The following is a 26,019-nucleotide window of genomic DNA, read 5'->3' as shown; positions in this document are numbered from 1 at the left end:
CGGTCAGGCGCCGACGTAGGCCGCCAGGTGTTCGGCGGTGAGCGTGGAGCGGGCGGAAACGAGGTCCACGGGGGTGCCCTCGAAGACGATCCGGCCACCGTCGTGGCCCGCGCCGGGGCCGAGGTCGATGATCCAGTCGGCGTGGGCCATCACCGCCTGGTGGTGCTCGATGACGATGACCGACTTACCGGAGTCGACGAGCCGGTCGAGGAGGCCGAGCAGATGCTCGACATCGGCGAGGTGCAGTCCGGTGGTCGGCTCGTCGAGGACGTAGACGCCGCCCTTCTCGCCCATGTGCGTGGCCAGCTTGAGCCGCTGCCGCTCACCGCCGGACAGCGTGGTGAGCGGCTGGCCCAGGCTGAGGTAGCCGAGCCCGACGTCGGCGAGGCGGCCGAGGACGCGGTGGGCGGCCGGGGTGCGGGCCTCGCCCGCGCCGAAGAACTCCTCGGCCTCGGCCACCGGCATCGCCAGCACCTCGCTGATGTCGCGGCCGCCGAGGCGGTGTTCCAGCACCGACGCCTGGAACCGCTTGCCCTCGCACTCCTCGCAGGTGGTGGAGACACCGGCCATCATCCCCAGGTCGGTGAAGACGACACCGGCGCCGTTGCAGTGCGGGCAGGCGCCCTCGGAGTTGGCGCTGAACAGCCCCGGCTTCACCCCGTTCGCCTTGGCGAACGCCTTGCGGATCGGTTCCAGCAGCCCGGTGTACGTGGCCGGGTTGCTCCGCCGGGAGCCGCGGATCGCGGTCTGGTCGATCGCCACCACGCCCGCCTCGGCGGCCTCCGGACTGCCCAGCAGCGAGCCGTGCAGGAGCGAACTCTTGCCGGAGCCCGCCACGCCGGTGACGGCGACCAGCACTCCGAGCGGAATGTCGACATCGACATCGCGCAGGTTGTGCGCCGTCGCACCACGGATCGGCAGGGTGCCGGTGGACTTCCGCACCGTCTCCTTCAGGGCGGCCCGGTCGTCGAAGTGGCGGCCGGTGATGGTGCCGCCGGTCCGCAGCCCCTCGACGGTGCCCTCGAAGCAGACGCTGCCGCCCGCCGTACCGGCGCCGGGGCCGAGGTCCACGACATGGTCGGCGATCGCGATCGTCTCCGGCTTGTGCTCCACGACCAGCACCGTGTTGCCCTTGTCCCGCAGCCGCAGCAGCAGGTTGTTCATCCGCTGGATGTCATGGGGGTGCAGCCCGATGGTGGGCTCGTCGAAGACATAGGTGACATCGGTGAGCGAGGAGCCGAGGTGGCGGATCATCTTGACGCGCTGCGCCTCGCCGCCGGACAGGGTGCCCGCCGGGCGGTCGAGCGAGAGGTAGCCGAGGCCGATCTCCGCGAACGATTCGAGGGTGTGCAGCAGCGCGGCGAGCAGCGGCGCCACCGACGGCTCGGCCAGCCCGCTGACCCACGCGGCCAGGTCGCTGATCTGCATCGCGCAGGCGTCGGCGATGTTGATTCCGCCGATGCGTGAGGACCGGGCCCCCTCGCTCAGCCGGGTGCCGTCGCAGTCGGGGCAGGCGGTGAAGGTGACCGCGCGGTCCACGAACGCCCTGATGTGCGGCTGCATCGCCTCCCGGTCCTTGGCGAGGATCGACTTCTGGATCTTGGGGATCAGCCCCTCGTAGGTGAGGTTGACGCCGTTGACCTTCACCTTGGTCGGCTCGCCGTAGAGGAAGTCCCGCATCTCCTTCTTGGTGAAGTCGCGGATCGGCTTGTCCGGGTCGAGGAAGCCGGACTGGGCGTAGAGCCCCACGGTCCACACGTTGTCCGACTTCCAGCCGGGGATGGTGAACGCGCCCTCGGAGATCGACTTGGAGTCGTCGTAGAGCTGGGTGAGGTCGATGTCGGAGACCGAGCCCCGGCCCTCGCAGCGCGGGCACATGCCGCCGGTGCGGGTGAAGGTCGTCTTCACGGCCTTGTTGTTGCCGCGCTCGACCGTGATCGCGCCGCTCGCCCGGACCGAGGGGACGTTGAAGGCGAACGCGCTGGGCGGGCCGATGTGCGGCTGCCCGAGCCGGCTGAAGAGGATGCGCAGCATCGCGTTGGCATCGGTGGCGGTGCCGACCGTGGAGCGGGGGTCGGCGCCCATCCGCTGCTGGTCGACGATGATCGCGGTCGTCAGCCCGTCGAGGACGTCCACCTCGGGCCGGGCGAGTGTCGGCATGAAGCCCTGGACGAAGGTGGAGTACGTCTCGTTGATCATCCGCTGGGACTCGGCGGCGATGGTGTCGAACACCAGCGAGCTCTTGCCCGAGCCGGAGACACCGGTGAACACCGTCAGCCGCCGCTTCGGGATCTCGATGCTGACGTCCTTGAGGTTGTTCTCGCGGGCGCCGTGCACACGGATCAGGTCGTGGCTGTCGGCAACGTGCGGCGCGGGCGGCCGCGTGTCCGCCCCGTTGGTCTCGGTCATCGTGTCTCCATCTGTGGCAGCTTCGAGCAGTATGTCTCGCCCCCGGCGACCGCGCTTCTCCATCTCTGACCGGTCCGGCTCCCCGCTTCGCGGATTGCCGTCCGGCGCCGTTCAGAAGAACGCCGGGAAGCCCCGCGGTGACATGTTCGCCCCAGCCCGCTGACGAGGGATTTCCGGCACAACCCCGCCCCTCCGCGCCCTGTCTGAGCGGATGATCATCCACCCGTTCCCCGAAGGGGCATCTCCAGCATGGCTCAGCACCGAATCCTCGCCGCCACCGCCCTCGCCACCGCCTTAGGGGCCGCCGTGCTCTGGGCGCCCGCCGCCCACGCGGACACGGCGGACACGCGGGCCGCGGCGGCCCAGGCCACCCTGACCCACGACGACGGTGTGCTCAGTTACCTGGCCGCCGAGGGCCAGACCAACAAGGTCACGGTCACCACCAAGGTCATCGACGTCGACCCCTCGCAGTTCGGCGGCGACTTCCTCATCACCTTCCGCGACCAGTCCGGCATGTCCATCGACGCGACGGCGGCGCAGTGGGACAGCTGCACCTACCCCTCCGCGGCCGATCACACCGCCGTGCAGTGCGTCATCCCCGAGCCTCTGGGCTCCGACGACTCGACCACCTTCGAGCTGTTCCTCGGCGACGGCGACGACACCGCGTCGGTCGACGGCGGAGCGGGCACGATCGCGGCGATCCGCGGTGGCGCGGGCGACGACGTCCTCAAGGGCACCGGCCAGAACGAGTTCCTGGGCGAGGACGGCGACGACCGCATCGACGGCGGCGACGGCATGGGCGTCCGCGGCGGCGCGGGTGACGACACCATCGTCGGCGCCTGCTCGTACGAGTGCCGGGGCGACACCGGCGACGACACCCTCACCGGTACCGGCGAAGCCGACAACCTGTACGGCGACGACGGCAACGACATCCTGCGTGCCGGAGCCGACAACGACTACGTGTACGGCGGCAAGGGCAACGACACGCTGTACGGCGAAGACGGCAACGACACCATGTACGGCAACAGCGGCAACGACACGCTGTACGGGGGCAAGGGAGCGGACACGCTCTCCGGCGGCCCCGGCACCAACAAGGTCTACCAGGACTGACGGCCGAGCCGTCACCCGAGGCCGCGGCGGTCACCGCCGCGGCCTTCGCCGTGTCCGGGGCGCACCCGGGACCACGCCCTCTGGTCCCGTTGCGTGACAGGTGTCTACAACAAAATACCCTGTTTCTCTACGGCTTTGGCATATTCATGATCCGGGCACGGCGGACACAAGGAATTCATCGCTCCGGAAAGACGTGACCGGCCCCTTCCCGGAATCCGCGGGGTTCCGTGACTAAGATTTCCCTAGGAACACCTCGAAAGGGTGTCCAGCGGCGTCGCGCCGAATATCCTACCGCCCGGATGTGGCCTTATGAAGGTCGCGAACTTCCAGCATTGACGAGTCCGTTCCGTTTCCGGGCGCGCCCGAAATCGGGACCGGCCGCGCGATCAAAGATGCCGACAGGGGGAAGCTCAGCAGTGTTGGTGGAACGAAGAAAATTACTGGAACAGCTCGATGATCTTCTGATGCAGGCAGCGCGGGGCAGGGGGGCCATCGCGGCGGTCAGCGGTTCGACGGCGATGGGCAAGACCACGGTGCTCAACGCGCTGGCGGAGCGGGCAACCGCGGCCGGCAGCACGGTGCTCGGCGTGGTGAGTTCGCCCCATGAGCGCGAGATCCCGTACAGCGCGCTGGCCCAGCTCTTCCACGCGATCGACGCGCGTTCCGTGCCCCCGGTGGCGGGGGACGACGCCCGGGCCGCCGCACAGCACACGTACCAGATCATCGCCGCGGTGGCGGCCCGCCGTCCGCTGCTGATCACGGTGGACGACATCCAGCACACCGACACGGCCAGCCTCTCCTGTCTGCGCTACGTGGCGCAGCGCCTCAGCCGGCTCCCGGTGGCGCTGGTGTTCACGCGCGGGGTCACCGTCGAGGACCAGCCGCCGCGCATCCTGCACGACCTGCTGTACCGCGCGAGCGTGCGCCGCTTCCATCTCGGGCCGCTCTCGCGGGCGGGCGTCAGGGAGCTGGCGCCGTCCCTGCTCCCGGACCGGTTCATCGCCGAGATCCACACCCTGAGCGGCGGCAATCCGCTGCTCGCCCAGGCACTCATCGAGGAGCACCGGCTGCGCGCCGCGCCCGAATCCGCGGCGGGACCAGCCGCGGCGGACGGCGAAGGGGCCACGCCGCTCCCCGAGGGAGGGGTATCGCTCGGGCCCGTCTTCCATCAGGCGGTCCTGGCGTACCTGCACCGGATCGGCCCGCGCGCGGTCCTGCTCGCGCGGTGTGTGGCGCTGCTGGACGAGGCGGCCACGCCGCTGCTGCTGAGCCGGTTGAGCGGTATCGACACCGAACTGCTCAAACGCCACCTGAGGTTGCTCGCGGGCATCGGCGTGCTGCACGGTGCGCGGCTGCGCCACGCGGGCGTACGGCAGGCGGTGCTCGGCGAGATGCCGCACGAGGAGGCGACGGAGCTGCGGTGCCGCGCCGCCCGTCTGCTGTACGACAGCGGGGCACCGCCGCAGGCGGTGGCCGCGCATCTGCTCGGCGCCGGTCCGCTGTACGAGGACTGGGTGCTGGACGTATTGCGGGAGGCCGCCTGCCAGGCGCTGAACGACGGTGATGTGCAGCGGGGCATCCGGTGTCTGGAGCTGGCCCGCGAATGCTGCGTGGACGAGGCGCAGCGGCTGTCGGTGAAGTCGCAGTACGCGTGCGGTCAGTGGCAGTTGCGGCCCGCCGACTCGGCCCCGCACTTCCTCGCGCTCAAGGGCCCCATCGTCGAGGGGAAGCTGACGGGCCACGATGCGCTGTGGGCCGCCGAGGGCATGCTGTTCCACCTCGGCTTCGAGGAGGCGCTGATGACCGTCGAGCATCTCAACGACGGCCATCTCCACGGCGGTGGTGAGGAGATGGCGACGGCGCTGCACGGCACGCGGATGCTCATGGCCTCGGAGGTCCCCGGGGTGCTCGACCGGCTGAGCCGTCCGCTGCCGGACACCGCCGCCCCTGCCATGTCCCACTCCGAGCTGCGCGCCCGGCACGCCCTGGCCCTGGTGCTGGAGCGGGGCGCCGACGAGTACGCCGTCGCCCTGGCCGAGCAGGTCTTCCAGAGCCGTCAGAACGCGGCGACGTCGCAGCTCAGCAGCTTGCCGAAGGCGTTGCTCGCCCTGGCTTACGCGGACCGGCTCGACGCCGCGGCCAGGTGGCACGACCATCTGGCGGCCGACGAGGGGCGCCTCGACGCCCCGGCCTGGCGGGCGCAGATCGCCTGCGTCGGCGCCCTCATCTCGCTGCGCCGCGGGCGGCTGGCCGACGCGGTGCGCCAGGCGGAGGCGGCGTACGCCCGGCTGTCGGGACCGCGGTGGAACGTCAGCAGTGCGCTGGCGCTCGCCATACTGATCGAGGCGCACACCGCGATGGGCAACCACCAGGCCGCTGCCGGGTATCTGGCGCAGGAGCCGCCGCCCGAGCTGTTCCTGACCCGCGCGGGGCTGCACTATCTGTACGCGCGCGGCCGCCACCATCTCGCCACCGGCAACACCTATCTGGCGCTGTCGGACTTCCAGGGGTGCGGCAGCCTGATGCGCCGCTGGAACGTGGACACGCCCGCCGTGGCGCCCTGGCGGCTGGGCGAGGCGGAGGCGTGGCTGCGGCTGGGCGACCGCGAGCGGGCGGCCAGGCTCGTCGAGAAGCAGCTCGCACGGCCGGACACCGGGCTCACCCGGTCGCGCGGCATGGCTCTCCACGGGCTGGCCCTGGTCCAGCCGACCGCCCAGCAACCGCCCGTGCTGCGGGACGCGTTCCGGCTGCTGGAGGCCAGTGGCGCACGGTACGAGGCGGCCGCGGTGCTGGCCGATCTGAGCCGCGCGTACCAGCAGTTGGGGGACAAGCGGGCCCGGCCGACCGCGCGGCGGGCGTGGCGGCTCGCCAAGAGCTGCCAGGCGGAACCCCTGTGCCAGGAGCTGCTTCCGACGTCCGCGCCGCGGAGCATCGGCACCCGGGACAGCGCGGGGTCCCGCGACGGTGACCGTGCGGACCGGGACAGCTTCGGCGGGCTGAGCGAATCCGAGCGGCGCGTCGCCATGCTGGCCGCCCAGGGGTACGCCAACCGGGAGATCGCCGACCGGCTGTTCATCACGGTCAGCACCGTGGAGCAGCATCTCACCCGCGTCTACCGCAAGATGGGCATCAGAAACCGCGAGCAGCTGCTCCAGGGGGCCCACGCCGTCAGCTACGAGTCCGCCTGACCCCATACCCCTCCGCCCCCGTGAGGGGCCGTCCTCCGCCCGCCCCGTCAGCCGACGGGGCGGGCGGACGCGTGCGCGCTCGGCGGTGGCGTCGCCGCCCGGGACACCGCCTCCTAGGGGGCCTTACGGGTAGCTAGGGGCGGGTGGCTGAGCCGACGATCGTCCCTCAGAGGACGAACGCCAGCCCGGCGTTTTCGACAGCGCGCGATGAGGGAGGCACTCGCCACCATGACGAGTGATCTTGTTCACGGTACTGATGCCATCGCAATCACCGGCGTGTCGTGCCGCCTCCCCCAGGCGCCCGATCCGGGTGCCTTCTGGGAGTTGCTGCGCGCGGGCCGCAGTGCGATCACCGAGGTGCCGCCGGACCGGTGGGACCCGGACGCGGTGCTGCCGGACGAGGAGGAACGGCATCGGGCCGGGCTGCGCCACGGTGGATTCCTGGACCGGGTGGACGCGTTCGACGCGGCGTTCTTCGGCATCTCACCGCGCGAGGCGGTGGCGATCGACCCGCAGCAGCGGCTCTTCGCCGAGCTGGCCTGGGAGGCGCTGGAGGACGCGGGCATCGTCCCGGAGACGCTGCGCTCCACCGCCACGGGCGTGATGGTCGGGGCGATCGCCGGTGACTACGCGGCGCTGGCGCAGCGCGGCGGCGCGATCACCCAGCACTCGCTGCCGGGTCTGAACCGCGGTGTCATCGCCAACCGGGTGTCATATGCGCTGGGTCTGCGCGGCCCGAGCCTGGCGGTCGACACCGCGCAGTCGTCGTCGCTGGTTGCGGTGCACCTGGCGGTGGAGAGCCTGCGCAAAGGCGAGTGCACCCTTGCGCTGGCGGGCGGTGTGGCGCTGAACTTCGCGCCCGAGAGCGCAGAGGTCGCCGCGCGGTTCGGCGGACTGTCGCCGGACGGGCGCTGCTTCACCTTCGACGCGCGGGCCAACGGCTTCGTGCGCGGTGAGGGCGGCGGGGTCGTCGTACTGAAGCCGCTCGCGGACGCGGTGCGCGACGGGGACACGGTGTACGGGGTCATCCTCGGCAGCGCGGTCAACAACGACGGCGCCACGGACGGGCTCACGGTGCCCAGCGCCGAGGCGCAGGCGGTGGTGGCGCGGCAGGCGTGCGAGGACGCGCGGATCGATCCGGCGCGGGTGCGCTACGTGGAGCTGCACGGGACGGGTACGCCCACGGGCGATCCGCTGGAGGCCGAGGGCGTGGGCGCCGCGTACGGCAGCGCGCGGCCCGCGGGCTCGCCGGTGCTCGTCGGCTCGGCCAAGACCAACGTGGGCCATCTGGAGGGCGCGGCGGGCATCGTCGGGCTGATCAAGACGGCGCTGAGCATCCGGCACCGGGAGATCCCGGCGAGCCTGAACTACGCGTCGCCGCATCCGCGCATCGACCCCGAGGCGCTGAACCTGCGCGTCCAGACGGCGTGCGGCCCGTGGCCGGACGCGCCGCTGCTGGCCGGGGTGAGTTCGTTCGGCGTGGGCGGGACGAACTGCCACGTCGTGCTCGGCGAGGGACCGGAACAGGCCGCGTCTCAGGAGGAGACCCCGAAGCAGGGCGAGGAGTCGGCGGTCCCGCTGGCGCCGTGGCTGGTGTCGGGGCGTACGGAGGCGGCCCTGCGCGCCCAGGCCGGACGGCTGCTGGAGCGGCGGGCGGCGGACACCGACGCCGACTCGTACGACATCGGCTGGTCGCTGGCCCACGACCGCACCCACTTCGAGCACCGCGCCGTGGCCCTCGGGCTCGATCACGGCGCGCAGCTGGAGGCGTTGCGGTCCGGGGCCGAGCTGCCGGGCCTGATCACGGGTGTCACGGGTGACCACGGCAAGGTGGCGCTGGTGTTCCCTGGACAGGGCTCGCAGTGGGAGGGCATGGCGCGCGAACTGCTGCGTACCTCGGCGGTCTTCCGCGCCTCGATCGAGCGTTGCGACGCGGCGCTCGCCCCGTACGTCGACTGGTCGCTGCTGGACACGCTGACCGCCGAGCCGGGCGGGCCGTCCCTGGAGCGCGCGGATGTCGTGCAGCCGGTGCTGTTCGCGGTGATGGTGTCGCTGGCCCGGGTGTGGGAGTCGCTGGGCGTGCGGCCGGACGCGGTGGTCGGGCATTCGCAGGGCGAGGTGGCCGCGGCGCACATCGCGGGAGCGCTCAGCCTGGAGGACGCCGCCCGGGTGGTGGCGCTGCGCAGCCGGACCATCATGACGCTGGCGGGCACCGGGGCCATGGCGTCGGTGCCGCTCCCGGCCGACCGGGTCGCCGACTACATCGCCGGCTTCGGCGAGGGCCTGAGCGTCGCCGCGGTCAACGGGCCCGGCACCACGGTGGTGGCCGGGGCGCCCGAGGAGGTGGCCGCGCTGCTCGCCCGCTGCGAGGCGGACGGGATCCGGGCGAAGGCCGTGAGCGCCGTGGACTTCGCGTCGCACTCGCCGCACATGGAGGCCATCCGGGAGCGGCTGCTGGAGGAGCTGGCGGGGGTGACGCCGCGCTCGTGTGACATCGCGTTCTATTCGACGGTCACGGCGAGCGCCGTCGACACGGCCGGTCTCGACGCCACGTACTGGTACACCAACCTCCGTCAGCCCGTCCTCTTCGAGACGACGCTCCGGGCCATGGCGGAGGCGGGCTTCGGCACGTTCGTCGAGTCGAGCCCGCACCCCGTGCTCGCCCTCGGGCTGCGCGAGACGCTGCCGGAGGCGCTGGTCGTGGGGTCGCTGCGGCGGAACGAGGCACCGTGGCCGCCGCTGCTGACCTCCCTGGCCGAGCTTCATGTGCGCGGCCTGCCCGTGGACTGGTCCGCCGCCTTCGCGGGGCGGACGCCGCGTCGCGTGGCGCTGCCCACGTACGCGTTCCAGCGCGAGCGCTACTGGCCGGAGGTGGCCACCGCGTACGAGCCCACCGCGCCGGCTGCCCACCAGGAGCGCGCGGAGGCCCCGGCGGCGGACGCGGAGACGCGGACGTGGCCGGAGCGGATCGCCGGGCTGCCGGAGGACGAGCGGAACCGTGCGGCGCTGGAGCTGGTGCGGCTGCGCACGGCCATCGTGCTCGGCCACCTGAGCACGGACACGGTCGATGTCGACCGGGCGTTCCGTGAGCTGGGCATGGACTCCACGATGGCGGTGCAGCTGCGGCAGAACCTGGTGGCCGCCACCGGGCTGGCGCTGCCGGAGACCGTCGTCTTCGACCATCCGAGCCCGTCCCGGCTGGCGCGGAAGATCTGCGAACTTGCCCTGGGCGACGACGCGTTGCCCGTGCTGTCCGCGACGCGGGCGATGGATGCCGACGACCCGATCGTGGTCGTCGGCATGGCCTGCCGCTTCCCCGGTGGCGCCGGTTCGCCCGAGGAGCTGTGGCGGCTGGTCGACGGCGGTGTGGACGCCATCTCGGGCTTCCCCACGGACCGGGGCTGGGACCTGGACGCGCTGTACGACCCCGAGCCCGGGGTGCGGGGCAAGACCTACACCCGGCACGGCGGATTCCTGGACGACGCCGCCGAGTTCGACGCGGAGTTCTTCGGCATCAGCCCGCGCGAGGCCACCGCGATGGACCCGCAGCAGCGGGTGTTGTTGCAGGTCACCTGGGAGGCGTTCGAACGCGCCGGGATCGATCCTGGCACCCTGCACGGCAGCGGCACCGGGGTTTTCGTGGGCGCCATGTCGCAGGAGTACGGCCCGCGGCTGCACGAGGGCGACGACGGGCTCGGGGGCTATCTGCTCACCGGCAACACCGCGAGCGTCGCCTCGGGACGGCTCGCCTACACCTTCGGGCTCGAAGGCCCGGCGGTGACGATCGACACGGCGTGCTCGTCGTCGCTGGTCGCGATGCACCAGGCGGTGCAGGCGCTGCGCGTCGGCGACTGCTCGCTGGCGGTGGCGGGCGGCGTCACGGTCATGGCGACCCCGGGCATGTTCGTGGAGTTCGGACAGCAGCGCGGACTGGCGGCGGACGGCCGGTGCAAGTCGTTCGCGGCCGGTGCCGACGGCACGATCTGGGCCGAGGGCGCGGGCATGCTCCTGCTCGAACGTCTCTCCGACGCCCGCCGCAACGGCCGTACCGTGCTGGCGGTGGTACGTGGCTCGGCGGTCAACCAGGACGGCGCGTCGAACGGTCTCACCGCGCCGAACGGTCCGTCGCAGCAGCGTGTCATCGCCGCCGCGCTGGCCGCCGCCGGGCTCACCCCCGACCAGGTGGACGCGGTGGAGGGGCATGGCACGGGCACCACGCTGGGCGACCCCATCGAGGCGCAGGCCCTGCTCGCCACCTACGGGCAGGGGCGGGCGGAGCCGCTGTGGCTGGGCTCGCTCAAGTCCAACATCGGCCATGCGCAGGCGGCGGCCGGTGTCGGCGGCGTCATCAAGATGATCGAGGCCATGCGCCACGGCACGCTGCCGAGGACCCTCCACGTCGATGAGCCCAGCCCGCACATCGACTGGACCACCGGCAACATCCAGCTGCTCGCCGAGGCCCGGCCCTGGCCCGAGAACGGCCATCCGCGCCGGGCCGCCGTCTCCTCGTTCGGCATCAGCGGCACCAACGCCCACCTCATCCTCGAAGCCCCGCCCGAGGCCACGGCCCTGGAGGAGCCGCAGGATCACGACGCTCCGCAGGGGGCCGTGCTGCCGTGGGTGCTGTCCGGCAAGTCCGAGCAGGCCCTGCGGGAGCAGGCCCGGCGGCTGCGCGGCCACCTGGCCGGCCACCCCGGCCTCACCCCTGCCGTCATCGGCCGCTCCCTGGCCACCACGCGCGCCCACTTCCCGCACCGGGCCGCGCTGGTGGCGGACGACCGCGAGGCGTTCGACCGGGCGCTGGGCGCCCTCGCCAGCGGCGAACCGTCGCCCGCCCTGGTGCGCGGCACCTCACGCCCCGGCAGAACGGCCTTCCTGTTCACGGGGCAGGGCAGCCAGCGGCTGGGCATGGGCCGGGGGCTCTACGAGGCGTTCCCGGTGTTCGTGCGCGCCTTCGACGAGGTGTGCGGCGTGCTCGACCCCGCCGTGCGCGAGGTGATGTGGGGCGATGAGGAGGCGCTGCACCGCACCGAGTTCACCCAGCCCGCGATCTTCGCGGTCCAGGTGGCGCTGTTCCGGCTGCTGGAGTCCTGGGGCGTACGCCCCGACTTCGTCACCGGGCACTCGATCGGCGAGCTGGCCGCCGCCCATGTCGCCGGGGTGTTCTCGCTGGAGGACGCCGCCGCGCTGGTCACCGCGCGCGGGCGGCTCATGGGGGCGCTGCCGCCCGGCGGCGCCATGGTGGCGGTCGAGGCCACCGAGGACGAGGTGGCCCCGTATCTGACCGAGCAGGTGGATCTCGCCGCCGTCAACGGCCCCACCTCCGTGGTGCTCTCGGGCACCGAGGACGCCGTCACCGCGGTCGTCGAACGGCTCGGTGAACGGCGTACGAACCGCCTGACCGTCTCCCACGCGTTCCACTCGCCGCTGATGGACCCGATGCTGGAGCACTTCCGCGCGGTCGCCGAGGGTGTGACGTACGCCGAGCCGCGGATCCCGGTGGTGGCGGACGGCGACGTGGCCACCGCCGAGTACTGGGTGCGGCATGTGCGTGGAACGGTTCGGTTCGCCGACGCCGTGACCCGGCTGGAGGCGGAAGGCACCACGCGCTATGTGGAGTTGGGGCCGGACCGCGTCCTGGCGGCCATGGTCCGCCACTGCCTCGCCGACCCCGACAGCGCGGCCCTCATCCCCACCCTCCACCGCGACCGGGATGAGCCGCAGGCGCTGATGGGCGCGCTCGGGCGACTGCACATCCAGGGCGTCGCCCTCGACTGGGCCCGGCTGTTCGGCGACGCCCCGCACCCGGCCGTCGATCTGCCCACGTACGCGTTCCAGCGCGAGCGCTACTGGCTGGAGACGCCGAAGCCCACCGTGGGCGCCGACGGCCTGGGGCTGACGGCGACCGGCCATCCGATCCTGACCACCGCGGCCGAACTCCCCGACCCGGGCGGCCTGCTCCTGACCGGCCGGGTGAACGCCACCACGCCTGGCTGGGCGGCCGACCACGCCGTCTTCGGCACCCCCGTGATGCCGGGCGTGGCGTTCGTGGACATGCTGCTGCACGCCGCGGCGCTGGCGGGGTGCGCCCGCGTCGAGGAGCTGACCCACCACACCTTCCTGGCGCTGCCCGAGCGCGGCGCGCTCCAGCTGCGGGTCCTCGTCCGGACGGCGGACGACGCGGGGCGGCGTACCTTCGCCGTCCACTCACGGGCCGAGGACGCCCCGCCGGGCGCCGACTGGACCTGCCACGCCACGGGCGCGCTCGGCGTGGCCCGCGAGGACACCGGCGCCCCCGCCGACGCGGCCTGGCCCCCTGCCGCCGCCGAACCCCTCGACACCGAGGGCTTCTACCGGCGGATCGCCGACGCCGGGTTCGGCTACGGCCCGCTCTTCCAGGGGCTCAAGGCCGCCTGGCGGGACGGCGGCAGCGGTGACGGCGGCGACGAAGGTGACACGCTCTACGCCGAGGTCGCCCTGCCCGCGGGCACCGCGCCGGGCCCCTACGGCGTCCACCCCGGGCTGCTGGACTCCGCCCTCCATCCGCTGGCCCTGGCCGCGGGCGACTCCGCGGACGGCACGCTTCAGGTGCCGTTCTCCTGGAGCGGTGTGACACTCCACGCGACCGGTGCGCGCGCCCTGCGGGTCCGGCTCGCGCGGTCGGCGCCGGACGCGGTCGCGCTGCGGGTCATGGACTCCGCCGGGGCGCCCGTGCTGACCGTCGACTCCCTCGTCCTGCGCGCCGTCGGCGCCGAGCAGCTGGCCGCGGCCAGGCCCGACCGCGACGGCGCGCTCCACGAGGTCATCTGGCGTTCGGCGTCCGCGCCTTCGGACGTGACTCAGGACGGGTCGGGCCGGGCCGTCGTCGGGGACCCGGGCGACCGGCTGGTCGCCGCGGCGCTGGCGGCGCTCGGCCCCGAGGCCGAGACGTACCCGGACGCCGAGGCCCTGCGTACGGCGCTGCGGTCCGGTGCGGCCCGGCCGAAGACGGTCCTGGCCCGGTGCGCGGGTGCCGTCGACGGCGACACCGACCAGGCCGAGGCGGCACACGCCGCGACGCGCCACGCCCTGGATCTGCTCCGGACTGTCCTGGCCGACGGGGAACCGGACTGCCGCCTGGTGTTCCTCACCGAGGGTGCGGTGTCCACCGACGCGGACCACACCGGGATCGATCCGGCCGCGGCCTCGGTGTGGGGTCTGATCCGCTCGGCCCAGTCCGAGCACCCGGCCCGGTTCACGCTCCTCGACGTCGACGGCTCGCATGCCTCTGAGGAGGCCATCGAGTCGGTCCTCTCCGCCGAGGAATCCCAACTCGCCGTGCGGGACGGGCTGTTACTCGTACCCCGCCTCGCCCCTGTGGTGGCGGAGCCGTCCGCTGCCACGACGCCCGCCACCGCCTTCGACGCACACCGTACGGTGCTCATCACCGGCGGAACCGGCGCCCTCGGCGCCGTCCTCGCGCGCCACCTGGTCACCCGGCACGGTGTCAGGAGGCTGCTGCTGACCAGCCGGAGCGGCCCCGGCGCGGCGGGCGCCCTCACCGAGGAGCTGACCGCCCTCGGCGCCGAGGTCACCGTCGCCGCCTGCGATGCCGGCGACCGTGAGGCCCTGGCCGCGCTGCTGGCCACCCTGCCCGCCGACCATCCGCTCGGCGCGGTGGTGCACTGCGCGGGTGTCCTGAGCGACGGCGTGGTCACCGACCTCGACGAGGACCGGCTGGGCACGGTGCTGCGCCCCAAGGCCGACGGCGCGTGGAACCTCCACCTGGCGACCCGGGACGCCGATCTGACCGCGTTCGTGCTGTTCTCCTCCGTGGCGGGCACCCTGGGCACGGCGGGACAGGCCAACTACGCCGCCGCGAACGCCTTCCTCGACGCGCTCGCCCACCACCGCCGCGGACACGGACTGCCCGCCACCTCCCTCGCCTGGGGCCTCTGGGCGGAGGACGGCGGCATGGGCGGCGCCCTGAGCGAGCGCGACCTGGCCCGGATGAGCCGTGAGGGCCTGGCGCCGATGCCCACGCCCCGGGCGCTCGCGCTGTTCGACGCGGCCCTCGCGGCCGGGCGTACGGTGCTCGTACCCACCGGGCTCGATGTCACCGGCGGACGCGCGCAGCGGGCGTCGAGCGCGCTGTCCCCGCTGCTCGCCGACCTGGTTCCCGCTCAGGCCCCGGCCGCCGGCCGGGCGGGCGACACGGGCGACACAGGGGACACCGGCCGGGACACCTCGCTGCGCGGGCGGCTCGCCGGGCTGCCCGAGGCCGAGCAGCGCGATCTTCTGCTGGACGTCCTGCGTCTGCACATCGCCACCGTCCTGGGCCACAGCTCGCCGCCCGCCATAGACCCGGGAACCTCCTTCAAGGACCTGGGCTTCGACTCGCTCGCGGGCATCGAACTGCTCATGGTGCTGGGCGAGGCGGTGGGGCTGCATCTGCCGTCCACCATGCTGTTCGACCACCCCACCCCCGCCGCCCTGATCACCCACCTCAAGGACGAACTGGTCGGTGACGCCCCGCTGCCGGTGGCCCCCGCCGAGGCGGCGGACGCCGAAAGCACCCCGCGCGCCGCCGACACCGCTCCCGCGAAGGCCGCCACGCCCGTCGCGGACGACGCCGAGCCGATCGCGATCGTCGGCATGGCGTGCCGCTTCCCCGGTGGCGCCAGCAGCCCGGAGGAGCTGTGGCGGCTGGTGGCCGAGGGCCGGGACGCCGTGGGCGAATTCCCGGACAACCGCGGCTGGGACCTCGACGACCTGTACGACCCCGACCCCGATGTGCGCGGCAAGACCTACGCCCGCGAGGGCGGCTTCCTGTACGACGCGGCCGAGTTCGACGCCGAGTTCTTCGGCATCAGCCCCCGCGAAGCCCTCGCGCTCGACCCCCAGCAGCGGCTGCTGCTGGAGACCGCCTGGGAGACGTTCGAGGACGCGGGGCTCCGGCCCGACGCCCTGGACGGCAGCGCCACCGGCGTCTTCGCCGGAGTGGTCACCCAGGAGTACGGCTCCCTCGTCCACGAGGGCAGCGAGCCCGTCGACGGCTTCCTGCTGACGGGTACGACGGCGAGCGTGGCATCCGGGCGCGTGGCGTACACGTTCGGCTTCGAAGGTCCGGCCGTCACCGTCGACACCGCGTGCTCCTCCTCGCTGGTGGCCCTCCACATGGCCTGCCAGTCGCTGCGGAGCGACGAATGCTCCATGGCGCTCGCCGGTGGCGCCACCGTGATGGCCAACGCCGGGATGTTCCTGGAGTTCAGCCGCCAGCGCGGGCTGGCGCCGGACGGCCGCTGCAAGTCGTTCTCCGCGGCCGCAGACGGCACGATCTGGGCCGAGGGCGCGGGCATGATCCTGCTCGAACGCCTCTCCGACGCCCAGGCCAACGGACACCGCGTCCTCGCCGTCATCCGCGGCTCGGCCGTCAACCAGGACGGCGCCAGCAACGGCCTCACCGCCCCCAACGGCCCGTCCCAGCAGCGCGTCATCAACGCCGCATTGGCCAGCGCCGGGCTCACCGCCGACGAGGTCGACGCGGTGGAGGGCCATGGCACCGGCACCACGCTGGGCGACCCCATCGAGGCGAAGGCCCTGCTCGCCACCTACGGGCAGAACCGTGAGGAACCCCTGTGGCTCGGGTCCTTCAAGTCCAACATCGGCCACGCGCAAGCGGCCGCCGGTATCGGTGGCGTCATCAAGATGATCCAGGCCATACGCCACGCCGCCCTGCCCAAGACCCTCCACGTCGACGAGCCCAGCCCGCACATCGACTGGACCACCGGCAACGTCCGGCTGCTCACCGAGGCGCGGGCCTGGCCCGAGACCGAGCGCCCGCGCCGTGCCGCTGTCTCCGCCTTCGGCATCAGCGGCACCAACGCCCACCTCATCCTCGAACAAGCCCCCGAGCCCGCTCCCGCGAGCCTCGAACCGGCCCCGGACACCGCACCGCGGCCGACCACCGTCCCGTGGCTCCTGTCCGCCAAGTCCGAGCAGGCCCTTCGCGACCAGGCCCGGCGGCTCCTCGACCACACCACGGCGCACCCGACCGACATCGCCCACGCACTGGCCACCACACGGGCCCTCTTCCACCACCGGGCCGTGGTGCTGGCGGACGAGCCCGAGGCGTTCGGCCGCGCGCTCGAAGCCCTCACCCGTGGCGAGCCCTCCCCGGCCGTGGTCCACGGCACCCCGCACCCGGGCAAGACCGCGTTCCTCTTCACCGGCCAGGGCGCCCAACGCGCAGGCATGGGACGCACCCTCTACGACACCCACCCCGTCTTCCGCGACGCCTTCGACGAGGTCTGCACCACACTCGACCAGTACCTCGACGCCGAACAGCCCCTCAAGGACGTCGTCTTCGCCGAAGACCAGGGCCCGCTGAACCAGACCCACTACACCCAGCCCGCCCTCTTCGCCCTCGAAACCGCCCTCTACCGCCTCATGGAGTCCTTCGGGATCACACCCGACTACGTCACCGGCCACTCCATCGGCGAACTCACCGCAGCCCACATCGCCGGAATCCTCACCCTCGACGACGCCTGCTATCTGGTGGCCGCACGCGGCTCACTGATGCAGAAGCTCCCGGCCGGGGGCGCCATGATCTCGGTGCGCGCCACCGAGGAGCGGATACGCCCGCTGCTGGAAGGCCGTGAGCACGAGGTGGCCATCGCCGCCGTCAACGGCCCCACCTCCCTGGTCATCTCCGGCGACGAACAAGCCACCACCGACATCGCCACTACCCTCGCCCAAGAGGGCATCAAGACCCGCCGCCTCACCGTCTCCCACGCGTTCCACTCCCCCCACATGGACCCCATGCTGGAGGAGTTCGCACGCATCGCCGGAGAACTCACCTACCACTCCCCCACCATCCCGGTCGTCTCCAACCTCACCGGCGAACTGGCCAACCCCGACGAGATCACCACGCCCGCGTACTGGGTCCGCCACGTCCGCGAAGCCGTCCGCTTCTCCGACGGCATCACCGCCCTGCACGCCCACGGCGTCCGCCACTACCTCGAACTCGGCCCCGACGCCACCCTCACCACCATGGCGCAGGACAGCCTCACCGACGGCACCGAGGACATCGCGTTCATCCCCGTCCTGCGCCGCGACCGGGACGAGAGCCACACCTTCCTCACCGCCCTGGCCACCGCGCACACCCACGGCGTCCGCGTCGACTGGACACCCCTGATCGGCGCCACCGGCACCCATACCGCCCTCCCCACCTACCCCTTCCAGCGACAGCGCTTCTGGCTGGAGAGGCCCAGGCCCACGGTGGGCGCGGACGGGCTGGGGCTGACGGCGACCGGCCACCCGGTGCTGACCACCCTGGCCGAACTGCCCAACGGCGGCGGACATCTCTTCACCGGCCGCATCACCGGATCCGACCCCGCCTGGGTGGCCGAACACGCCATCTTCGGCGCGATGATCGTGCCCGGTGTGGCCTTCGTCGATCTCCTCCTCCACGCGGCACGCCATGTGGACTGCGGACATATCGAAGAACTCACCCATCATGTCTTTCTCGCCGTCCCGGAGCGCGGCGCGCTCCAGCTACGGGTCCTGGTCGAATCGGCGGACGAATCCGGGCGGCGCTCCCTCGCGGTCTACTCCCGGCCCGAGGACGCCCCGGCCGAGAACGAGTGGACCTGCCATGCCACGGGCGTCCTCGCGCCCCAGGAGCGGGAAGCTCCGGTCACGGCCGGTGTGCTGACGGACGAGGTCTGGCCCCCGGCCGCCGCGACGCCCATGGACACGGAGGAGTTCTACCGGCGGGTCACCGGCGCTGGCTTCGGCTACGGACCGCTGTTCCGCGGGATGCGCGCGGCCTGGCGGGACGGGGACACCACCTACGCGGAAGTGTCCCTCCCCGCGGACGCCGATCCCGGCGCGTACGGCATCCACGCCGGTCTGCTCGACTCGGCGCTCCAGCCCGCGGCGCTCGTCGCGGGGCGCGAGGTGGCGGACGACACCATCAGGGTGCCGTTCTCGTGGAGCGGCGTGTCCCTCCACGCGACGGGGGCCAGGGCCCTGCGTATCCGTCAGATGTGGCCCACACCGGACACGGTGTCGATGGTCATCGCTGATCAAACGGGTGCGCCGGTGATGACCATCGACGCCCTCATCATGCGGTCGGTCGGCCCCGAGCAGCTCGCCGCCGCGCGGGCCGCCGACGCCGGGGAGCTGTACGAGGTCGGCTGGACGTCCGTCCCGACGCCCGAGGACGCGGTGCGGGACACCGTCGAGATCCCGCAGGACGCGGTGGCGCTCCCGGCCGCGCGGCGGGACGACGACGCCACCGGGCCCGAGGTGTTCGTCACCTGGTGTGTGTCCGGGAACGATGCCGACCCCGCGGAGACCACCCGCGCCCTCACCCACCGGGTGCTCGGCCTCGTCCAGGCCGTCGTGTCCGACGACCGGCCGGACTCCCGCCTGGCGATCCTCACCAGGGGCGCGATGTCCACCGGCCCCGGCGACGAGGTCACCGACCTGGCAGGGGCGGCGGTCTGGGGACTGATCCGCACCGCTCAGTCGGAGCACCCGGACCGGTTCACGCTGATCGACCTCGACGGCTCGGACGCCTCACTGAGCGCCGTCCCGGCCGCCCTGGCCACGACGGAACCGCAACTCGCCGTGCGTGACGGGGCGCTTCTCACTCCCCGTCTCGCCCGCACCGCCACCGCTGAGACCTCACCGGTGTCCTTCACACCGGACAAGACGGTCCTCATCACCGGCGGCACCGGCGCCCTGGGCACGCTGCTCGCCCGCCACCTGGTCACCGCGTACGGTGTCAGGAGGCTGCTGCTCATCAGCCGGAGCGGCCCGCAGGGGACAAGCACCATCGCCGCGGAACTCGCCGAGCTCGGCGCCGAGGCCACGGTGGCGGCGTGCGACGCGGCCGACCGGCAGTCGCTGGAGGCGCTGCTCGGAAGCCTGCCGGAGGAGCATCCGCTCGGCGCGGTGGTGCACTGCGCCGGGACGCTGGACGACGGCATCGTGACGGCGCTCAGTCCCGAGCGGTTCGACGGGGTGCTCCGCCCGAAGGTGGACGCCGCGTGGAACCTCCATCAGCTGACCCGGGACATGGACCTGGACGCCTTCGTGCTGTACTCGTCGGCGGTCGGTGTCCTCGGCTCTCCCGGGCAGGCCAACTACGCGGCCGCCAACAGCTTCCTGGACGGGCTCGCCCAGCACCGCCGTGCGTGCGGACTGCCCGCGACCTCGCTCGCCTGGGGGCTGTGGGAGCAGGGCGGCGGCATGGCCGGGACCCTGGACGAGCAGGACCGGGCCCGCATGAACCGCAACGGGCTGCTGCCGATGCCCGCCGAACAGGCGCTCGCCCACTTCGACGCGGCGCTGGAGGCGGCCACGGCCGTGGTGGTCCCGGCCAAGCTCGATCTCGCTGGCCTGCGCGCCCGCGCCGCCTCCGCCCCCGTGGCGCCGATCTTCCGTGGACTGGTCCGTACCCCGCTGCGCAGCGCCGCCCAGTCGGCCGCCGCCGGAGGCGACGCGGGTGGGCTGCGGCAGTCGCTCAACGGTCGTACCGAGCCCGAACAGCGCCGGGTCCTGCTGGACTTCCTGCGCGGTCACGTGGCCAGCGTCCTCGGACACGGCTCGCCGGACGCGATCGATCCCGCACACTCGTTCAAGGACCTCGGTTTCGACTCGCTCAGCTCGGTGGAGCTGCGCAACTCGCTCAACAAGGCGTCCGGGATGCGCCTGCCGTCCACCCTGCTGTTCGACTACCCCACGCCCACGGTGCTGGCGAACTACATGCGCGGCGAGCTGGTGGGCAGCGGGCAGGAGGAGTCCGGCGCCCAGGTGGCCCGCCGTACCGCCCGTACCGCACCGGTGGCGACCGACACGGCCGAGCCGATCGCGATCGTCGGCATGGGCTGCCGCTTCCCCGGTGGCGCCAGCAGCCCGGAGGAGCTGTGGCGGCTGGTGGCCGAGGGCCGGGACGCGGTGGGCGAATTCCCGGACAACCGCGGCTGGGACGTCGAGAACCTCTACGACCCCGACCCGGATGTGCGCGGCAAGACCTACGTGCAGAAGGGCGGCTTCCTCTACGACGCCGACCGCTTCGACCCCGAGTTCTTCGGCATCACCCCGCGTGAGGCCCTGGCACTCGACCCCCAGCAGCGCTTCCTGCTGGAGACCGCGTGGGAGGCGTTCGAGGACGCGGGGCTGCGGCCCGACACCCTGCGCGGCAGCGACACCGGCGTCTTCGCCGGGGTGGCCGCCCAGGAGTACGTCTCGCTGACGCACCACGGCGGCGAACCCGTCGAGGGCTATCTGCTGACGGGTACGACGGCGAGCGTGGCGTCCGGGCGCGTGGCGTACACGTTCGGCTTCGAGGGCCCGGCCGTCACGGTCGACACGGCCTGCTCGTCGTCGCTGGTGGCGCTGCACCTGGCAAGCCAGTCGCTGCGGAGCGGCGAGTGCTCGATGGCGCTGGCCGGTGGAACCACGATCATGGCGAACGCCGGGATGTTCCTGGAGTTCAGCCGCCAGCGCGGGCTGGCGCCGGACGGCCGCTGCAAGTCGTTCTCCGCATCTGCCGACGGCACGATCTGGGCCGAGGGCGCGGGCATGATCCTGCTCGAACGCCTCTCCGACGCCCAGGCCAACGGACACCGCGTCCTCGCCGTCATCCGCGGCTCGGCCGTCAACCAGGACGGCGCCTCCAACGGCCTCACCGCCCCCAACGGCCCGTCCCAGCAGCGCGTCATCACCGCGGCCCTGGCCAACGCCGGGCTCGCCCCGGACGAGGTGGACGCGGTGGAGGGCCATGGCACCGGCACCACCCTGGGCGACCCCATCGAGGCACAGGCCCTGCTCGCCACCTACGGACAGGACCGCGAGGAGCCCCTGTGGCTCGGGTCCTTCAAGTCCAACATCGGCCACGCGCAAGCGGCCGCCGGTATCGGTGGCGTCATCAAGATGATCCAGGCCATGCGCCACGGCACGCTGCCCAAGACGCTCCACGTCGATGAGCCCAGCCCGCACATCGACTGGGACTCGGGCAAGGTCCAGCTGCTCACCGAGGCGCGGGCCTGGCCCGAGACCGAGCGTCCCCGCCGTGCCGCCGTGTCGTCCTTCGGCATCAGCGGCACCAACGCCCACCTCATCCTCGAACAAGCGCCCGAGCCCGCTCCCGCCCCGGAAGCCCCGGCGGACACCATCACCGTCCCCTGGCTCCTCTCCGGCAGGACCGAACAGGCCCTCCGCGACCAGGCCCGGCGCCTCCTCGACCACACCGCCGCGCACCCGACCGTCATCGCCCATGCGCTGGCCACCACCCGCACCACCTTCGACCACCGGGCCGTGGTGGTGGCGGACGAGCCCGAGGCGTTCGACCGCGCGCTGGAAGCCCTCACCCGTGGCGAACCGTCGCCCGCCGTGGTCCACGGCACCCCGCACCCGGGCAAGACCGCATTCCTGTTCACCGGCCAGGGCTCCCAGCGCGCGGGCATGGGACGCACGCTCTACGACACCCACCCCGTCTTCCGCGACGCCTTCGACGAGGTCTGCACCACACTCGACCAGTACCTCGACGCCGAACAGCACCTCAAGGACGTCGTCTTCGCCGAAGACCAGGGCCCGCTGAACCAGACCCACTACACCCAGCCCGCCCTCTTCGCCCTCGAAACCGCCCTCTACCGCCTCATGGAGTCCTTCGGGATCACACCCGACTACGTCACCGGCCACTCCATCGGCGAAGTCACCGCAGCCCACATCGCCGGAATCCTCACCCTCGACGACGCCTGCCGCCTGGTCGCCGCCCGCGGCGCCCTCATGCAGGCCCTGCCGGCCACCGGCGCCATGGTGTCCCTGCGCGCCACCGAGGACGACGTCCGGCCGCTGTTGGAGGGCCGTGAGCACGAGGTGGCCATCGCCGCCGTCAACGGCCCCACCTCCCTGGTCATCTCCGGCGACGAACAAGCCACCACCGAGATCGCGTCCACGCTGGCCGAACGCGGCGTGAAGACCCGCAGGCTGACCGTCTCCCACGCGTTCCACTCCCCCCATATGGACCCCATGCTGGAGGAGTTCACACGCATCGCGGGACAGCTCACGTACCACGCACCGGTCATTCCTCTCGTCTCCAACCTCACCGGCGGACTGGCCGACCCGGACGAGGTCACCACACCCGGGTACTGGGTCCGCCACGTCCGCGAAGCCGTCCGCTTCGCCGACGGCATCACAGCTCTCCACACCCACGGCGTCCGCCACTACCTCGAGCTCGGCCCCGACGCCACCCTCACCACCATGGCCCAGGACACCCTGACCGACGACGTCACGTTCATCCCCGTCCTGCACCGCGACCGGGACGAGGACCACACTCTCCTCACCGCCCTGGCCACCGCACACACCCACGGCATCCGCGTCGACTGGACACCCCTGATCGGCGCCACCACCACCCACACCCATCTCCCCACCTACCCCTTCCAGCGACAGCGCTACTGGCTGGAGACCTCGAAGCCCACCACCAGCGCCGCGAACACCTCCACCCACCCGCTCCTCACCGCGGCCATCACCCTCCCCGACGGGGAAGGCGCCGTGTTCACGGGCGAGGTGTCGCTCAAGGCCCAGCCGTGGCTGAGCGATCACGTCGTCCATGGCACGGTCGTCCTGCCGGGTGTGGCCTTCGTGGATCTGCTGCTGCACGCGGCCACCTACGTCGGCTGCGATCAGCTCGAAGAGCTGACGCACCACGCCTTCCTGGCGGTGCCGGAGCGGGGGGCCCGGCAGCTGCGGCTCACCGTGGGAGCAGCGGACGAGGCGGGGCGGCGGACGTTCGCGCTGTTCTCGTCGGAGGGCGACGCGGCCGAGGAGACGGCCGAGTGGACCCGCCACGCCAGTGGTTTCCTCGCCGACTCCGCGCCGGAGCCCGCGTTCGACCTCACGTCGTGGCCGCCCGCCGAGGGTGAGTCCGTCGACGTCGAGGAGTTCTACCGCGGGTTCATCGGACGCGGATACGAGTACGGGCCGCTGTTCCGGGGCTTCCGGGCGGGCTGGCGGGTCGGCGACACCCTCTACGCGGAGATCGCGCTCCCGGACGGCACGGACCCGGAGGCGTACGGCGTCCACCCGGCCCTGCTGGACTCGGCGCTGCACCCGCTGATGCTGTTCTGGTACGAGTCGGAGCGCGTGCGGCTGCCCTTCTCCTGGAGCGGTGCGGCCCTCCACGCGGTCGGCGCGTCCCGGTTGCGGGTGCGGCTGTCGCGTGCGGAGCGGGACGTGATGTCCCTCTCCGTGGCCGACGCCACCGGCGCTCCCGTGCTGAGCATCGCCGGGCTGGCCATGCGCGAGGTGGCGCCGGATCAGCTCGCCGCCGCCCGCGCCCGGCAGAGCGACGCCCTCTACGAGCCGAGCTGGCTCCCGGTGCCCGCGCCCGCGTCCCAGAGCGGCGGCGCGTGGGCGGTGGTCGGTGTGACGGAGGTGGCCGCGGCGCTCCGTACCGCCGGAATCGACGCGGTGGACTACGCGACCCTCGCCGCGCTCGGCGCGGAGGGCGCCAAGCCACCGCAGATCGTGGTGGCCGGGCCCGCCCGCTCCGATGGCACCGACCTGGCGGCGGACGCGCACACCGCTGCCGCCGAACTCCTCGCCCGGGTGCAGGACTTCGTCTCCGACGACGCCCTCGCCGACGCGCGGCTGGTGGTGCTGACCCGGGGTGCGGTGGCCGCGGAGGACGGTGAGCCGGTGGCCGACCCCGCGGCGGCCACGGTGTGGGGCCTGATGCGCACCGCTGACGCGGAGTATCCCGGCCGGTTCGTGCTCGTCGACCTGGACGAGTCGGACGCCTCGTACCGCGCGCTCCCGGCGGCGCTCGCCACGGGAGAACCACAGCTCGCCATCCGCGGCGGTGAGCTGCGCGTGCCACGGCTGGTGCGCGCGGCGCTGCCCACGCCGGAGACCGACGAGGGAGGGAACGGCGCCGGGCTCGACCCCGAGGGGACCGTGCTCATCACCGGTGGCACCGGCACCCTCGGCGGCCTGCTGGCCCGCCATCTCGTGGAGCGGCACGGCGTACGGCATCTGCTGCTGGCCAGCCGGCGCGGACCGGCGGCGGACGGCGCGACGGAGCTGGCCGCGGAGTTGAAGGCGCTGGGCGCCGAGGTTTCCGTGGCGGCCTGTGACACCGCGGACGCCGAGGCGGTGGCCGGACTGCTGCGGTCGGTTCCCGACGCACACCCGCTGAGCGGGGTGTTCCACACGGCCGGAGTGCTGGACGACGCCGCCATCGCCTCGCTGACGCCGGAGCGGCTGTCGGCGGTGCTGCGGCCCAAGATCGACGCCGCCGCGCATCTGCACCGGCTGACGCAGGACCTGGACCTGGCCGCGTTCGTGCTGTTCTCCTCGGCGGCCGGGGCGATCGGCAACGCCGGGCAGGCCAACTACGCGGCGGCGAACACCTTCCTGGACGGGCTCGCCGCCCACCGCCGGGGGCTCGGACTCCCGGGTCTCTCGCTGGCGTGGGGCCTGTGGGCGCAGACCAGCGAACTGACCGCGGGTCTCGACCCGGTCGGCCGGGCGCGGCTGGGCCGCGGTGGCATCGGCTCGATGCGCACCGCGCAGGCGCTGGGCCTGCTCGACCTCGCGCTGGGCTCGCCCCGGGCGCTGCTGGTGCCCGCGAAGCTGGACCTGGCCCGGCTGGGCGACGGCGACGCCCCGGTTCCCCCGGTGTTGCAGGGGCTGGTCCGCTCCCGGGCCCGGCGGGCCGCCGCCACGGGCGGTGCGGCGGACCCGAACACCCTGCGGCAGCGGATCGCCCCGCACGACGAGGCCACGCAGCTGGACATCCTGCTCACCTACCTCCGCGGGCAGGTGGCCGCGGTCCTCGGGCACGGCTCGCCGGACGCCATCGACGCCGACAGCGGATTCCTGGAGATGGGGCTCGACTCGCTCACGACGGTCGAGTTCCGCAACAACCTCAACCACGCCACCGGCCTGCGGCTGCCGCCCACCACCCTGTTCGACTACCCCACCCCGGTGCAGCTGGCCACCATGCTGCGGGCCGAACTGGCGCCCGAGCGGGCCCCGGACGAGGTTCCGCAGTCGCTGGTGGCCGAGCTGGACCGGCTGGAGAGCGGTCTGCGGACGGCCGTCCCCGGTGTCCGCACCGCTGTGGCCGCGCGCATGCGGGCCCTCCTGCTGACACTGGGCGGCCCGGAGGACGCCGCGGCGGAGCAGCCGGGCCCGGAGGGCGTGACGATCGAATCCGCGACGGACGACGAGATCTTCGACTTCATCGACAACGAACTGGGTCTCTCATGACCCGGCCAGGGGCCCGCCGACGGGCTCGGCAACCCAGGAGGAGCGG

Annotated in this window: 4 protein-coding genes; 3 read left to right on the top strand and 1 reads right to left on the bottom strand. The window is 73.0% G+C overall.

Annotated elements, in window-relative coordinates:
- Positions 1–3: 3 nt before the first annotated feature.
- Entirely contained in the window at positions 4–2,409 is a 2,406-nt protein-coding gene (locus tag ACH4TL_RS11330) for an ATP-binding cassette domain-containing protein (RefSeq protein ID WP_398331087.1), read from the bottom strand.
- Positions 2,410–2,658: 249 nt separating this feature from the next.
- Here ACH4TL_RS11330 and ACH4TL_RS11325 point away from each other — a divergent pair, with 249 nt between their 5' ends.
- The 3 genes from ACH4TL_RS11325 (at position 2,659) to ACH4TL_RS11315 (ending at position 25,973) form a co-directional block, all read left to right on the top strand.
- The gene (locus ACH4TL_RS11325) at positions 2,659–3,519 is read left to right on the top strand and encodes a calcium-binding protein (protein WP_398331090.1); all 861 of its coding nucleotides are present in this window, start codon (positions 2,659–2,661) and stop codon (positions 3,517–3,519) included.
- A 392-nt stretch (positions 3,520–3,911) separates the two neighbouring features.
- Complete coding sequence (locus ACH4TL_RS11320) at positions 3,912–6,707, top strand: AAA family ATPase (protein WP_398331093.1); 2,796 nt, start codon at positions 3,912–3,914, stop codon at positions 6,705–6,707.
- A gap of 228 nt (positions 6,708–6,935) precedes the next feature.
- Positions 6,936–25,973: an SDR family NAD(P)-dependent oxidoreductase gene (locus tag ACH4TL_RS11315; protein WP_398425227.1), complete on the top strand. Its 19,038-nt coding sequence runs from the start codon at positions 6,936–6,938 to the stop codon at positions 25,971–25,973.
- Positions 25,974–26,019: the final 46 nt, after the last annotated feature.

It is taken from the genome of Streptomyces sp. NPDC021115 (assembly GCF_044333065.1).
In the GTDB taxonomy this organism is placed as follows: domain Bacteria; phylum Actinomycetota; class Actinomycetes; order Streptomycetales; family Streptomycetaceae; genus Streptomyces.
The sequence above is the reverse complement of the archived record's forward strand: the minus strand, read 5'-3'. Positions and strand labels throughout refer to the sequence as shown.

Bases quoted from the DNA above. Each gene is read 5' to 3' on its own strand.
- ACH4TL_RS11330 (WP_398331087.1), bottom strand. From the start codon at position 2,409: ATGACCGAGACCAACGGGGCGGACACGCGGCCGCCCGCGCCGCACGTT.
- ACH4TL_RS11325 (WP_398331090.1), top strand. From the start codon at position 2,659: ATGGCTCAGCACCGAATCCTCGCCGCCACCGCCCTCGCCACCGCCTTA.
- ACH4TL_RS11320 (WP_398331093.1), top strand. From the start codon at position 3,912: ATGCCGACAGGGGGAAGCTCAGCAGTGTTGGTGGAACGAAGAAAATTA.
- ACH4TL_RS11315 (WP_398425227.1), top strand. From the start codon at position 6,936: ATGACGAGTGATCTTGTTCACGGTACTGATGCCATCGCAATCACCGGC.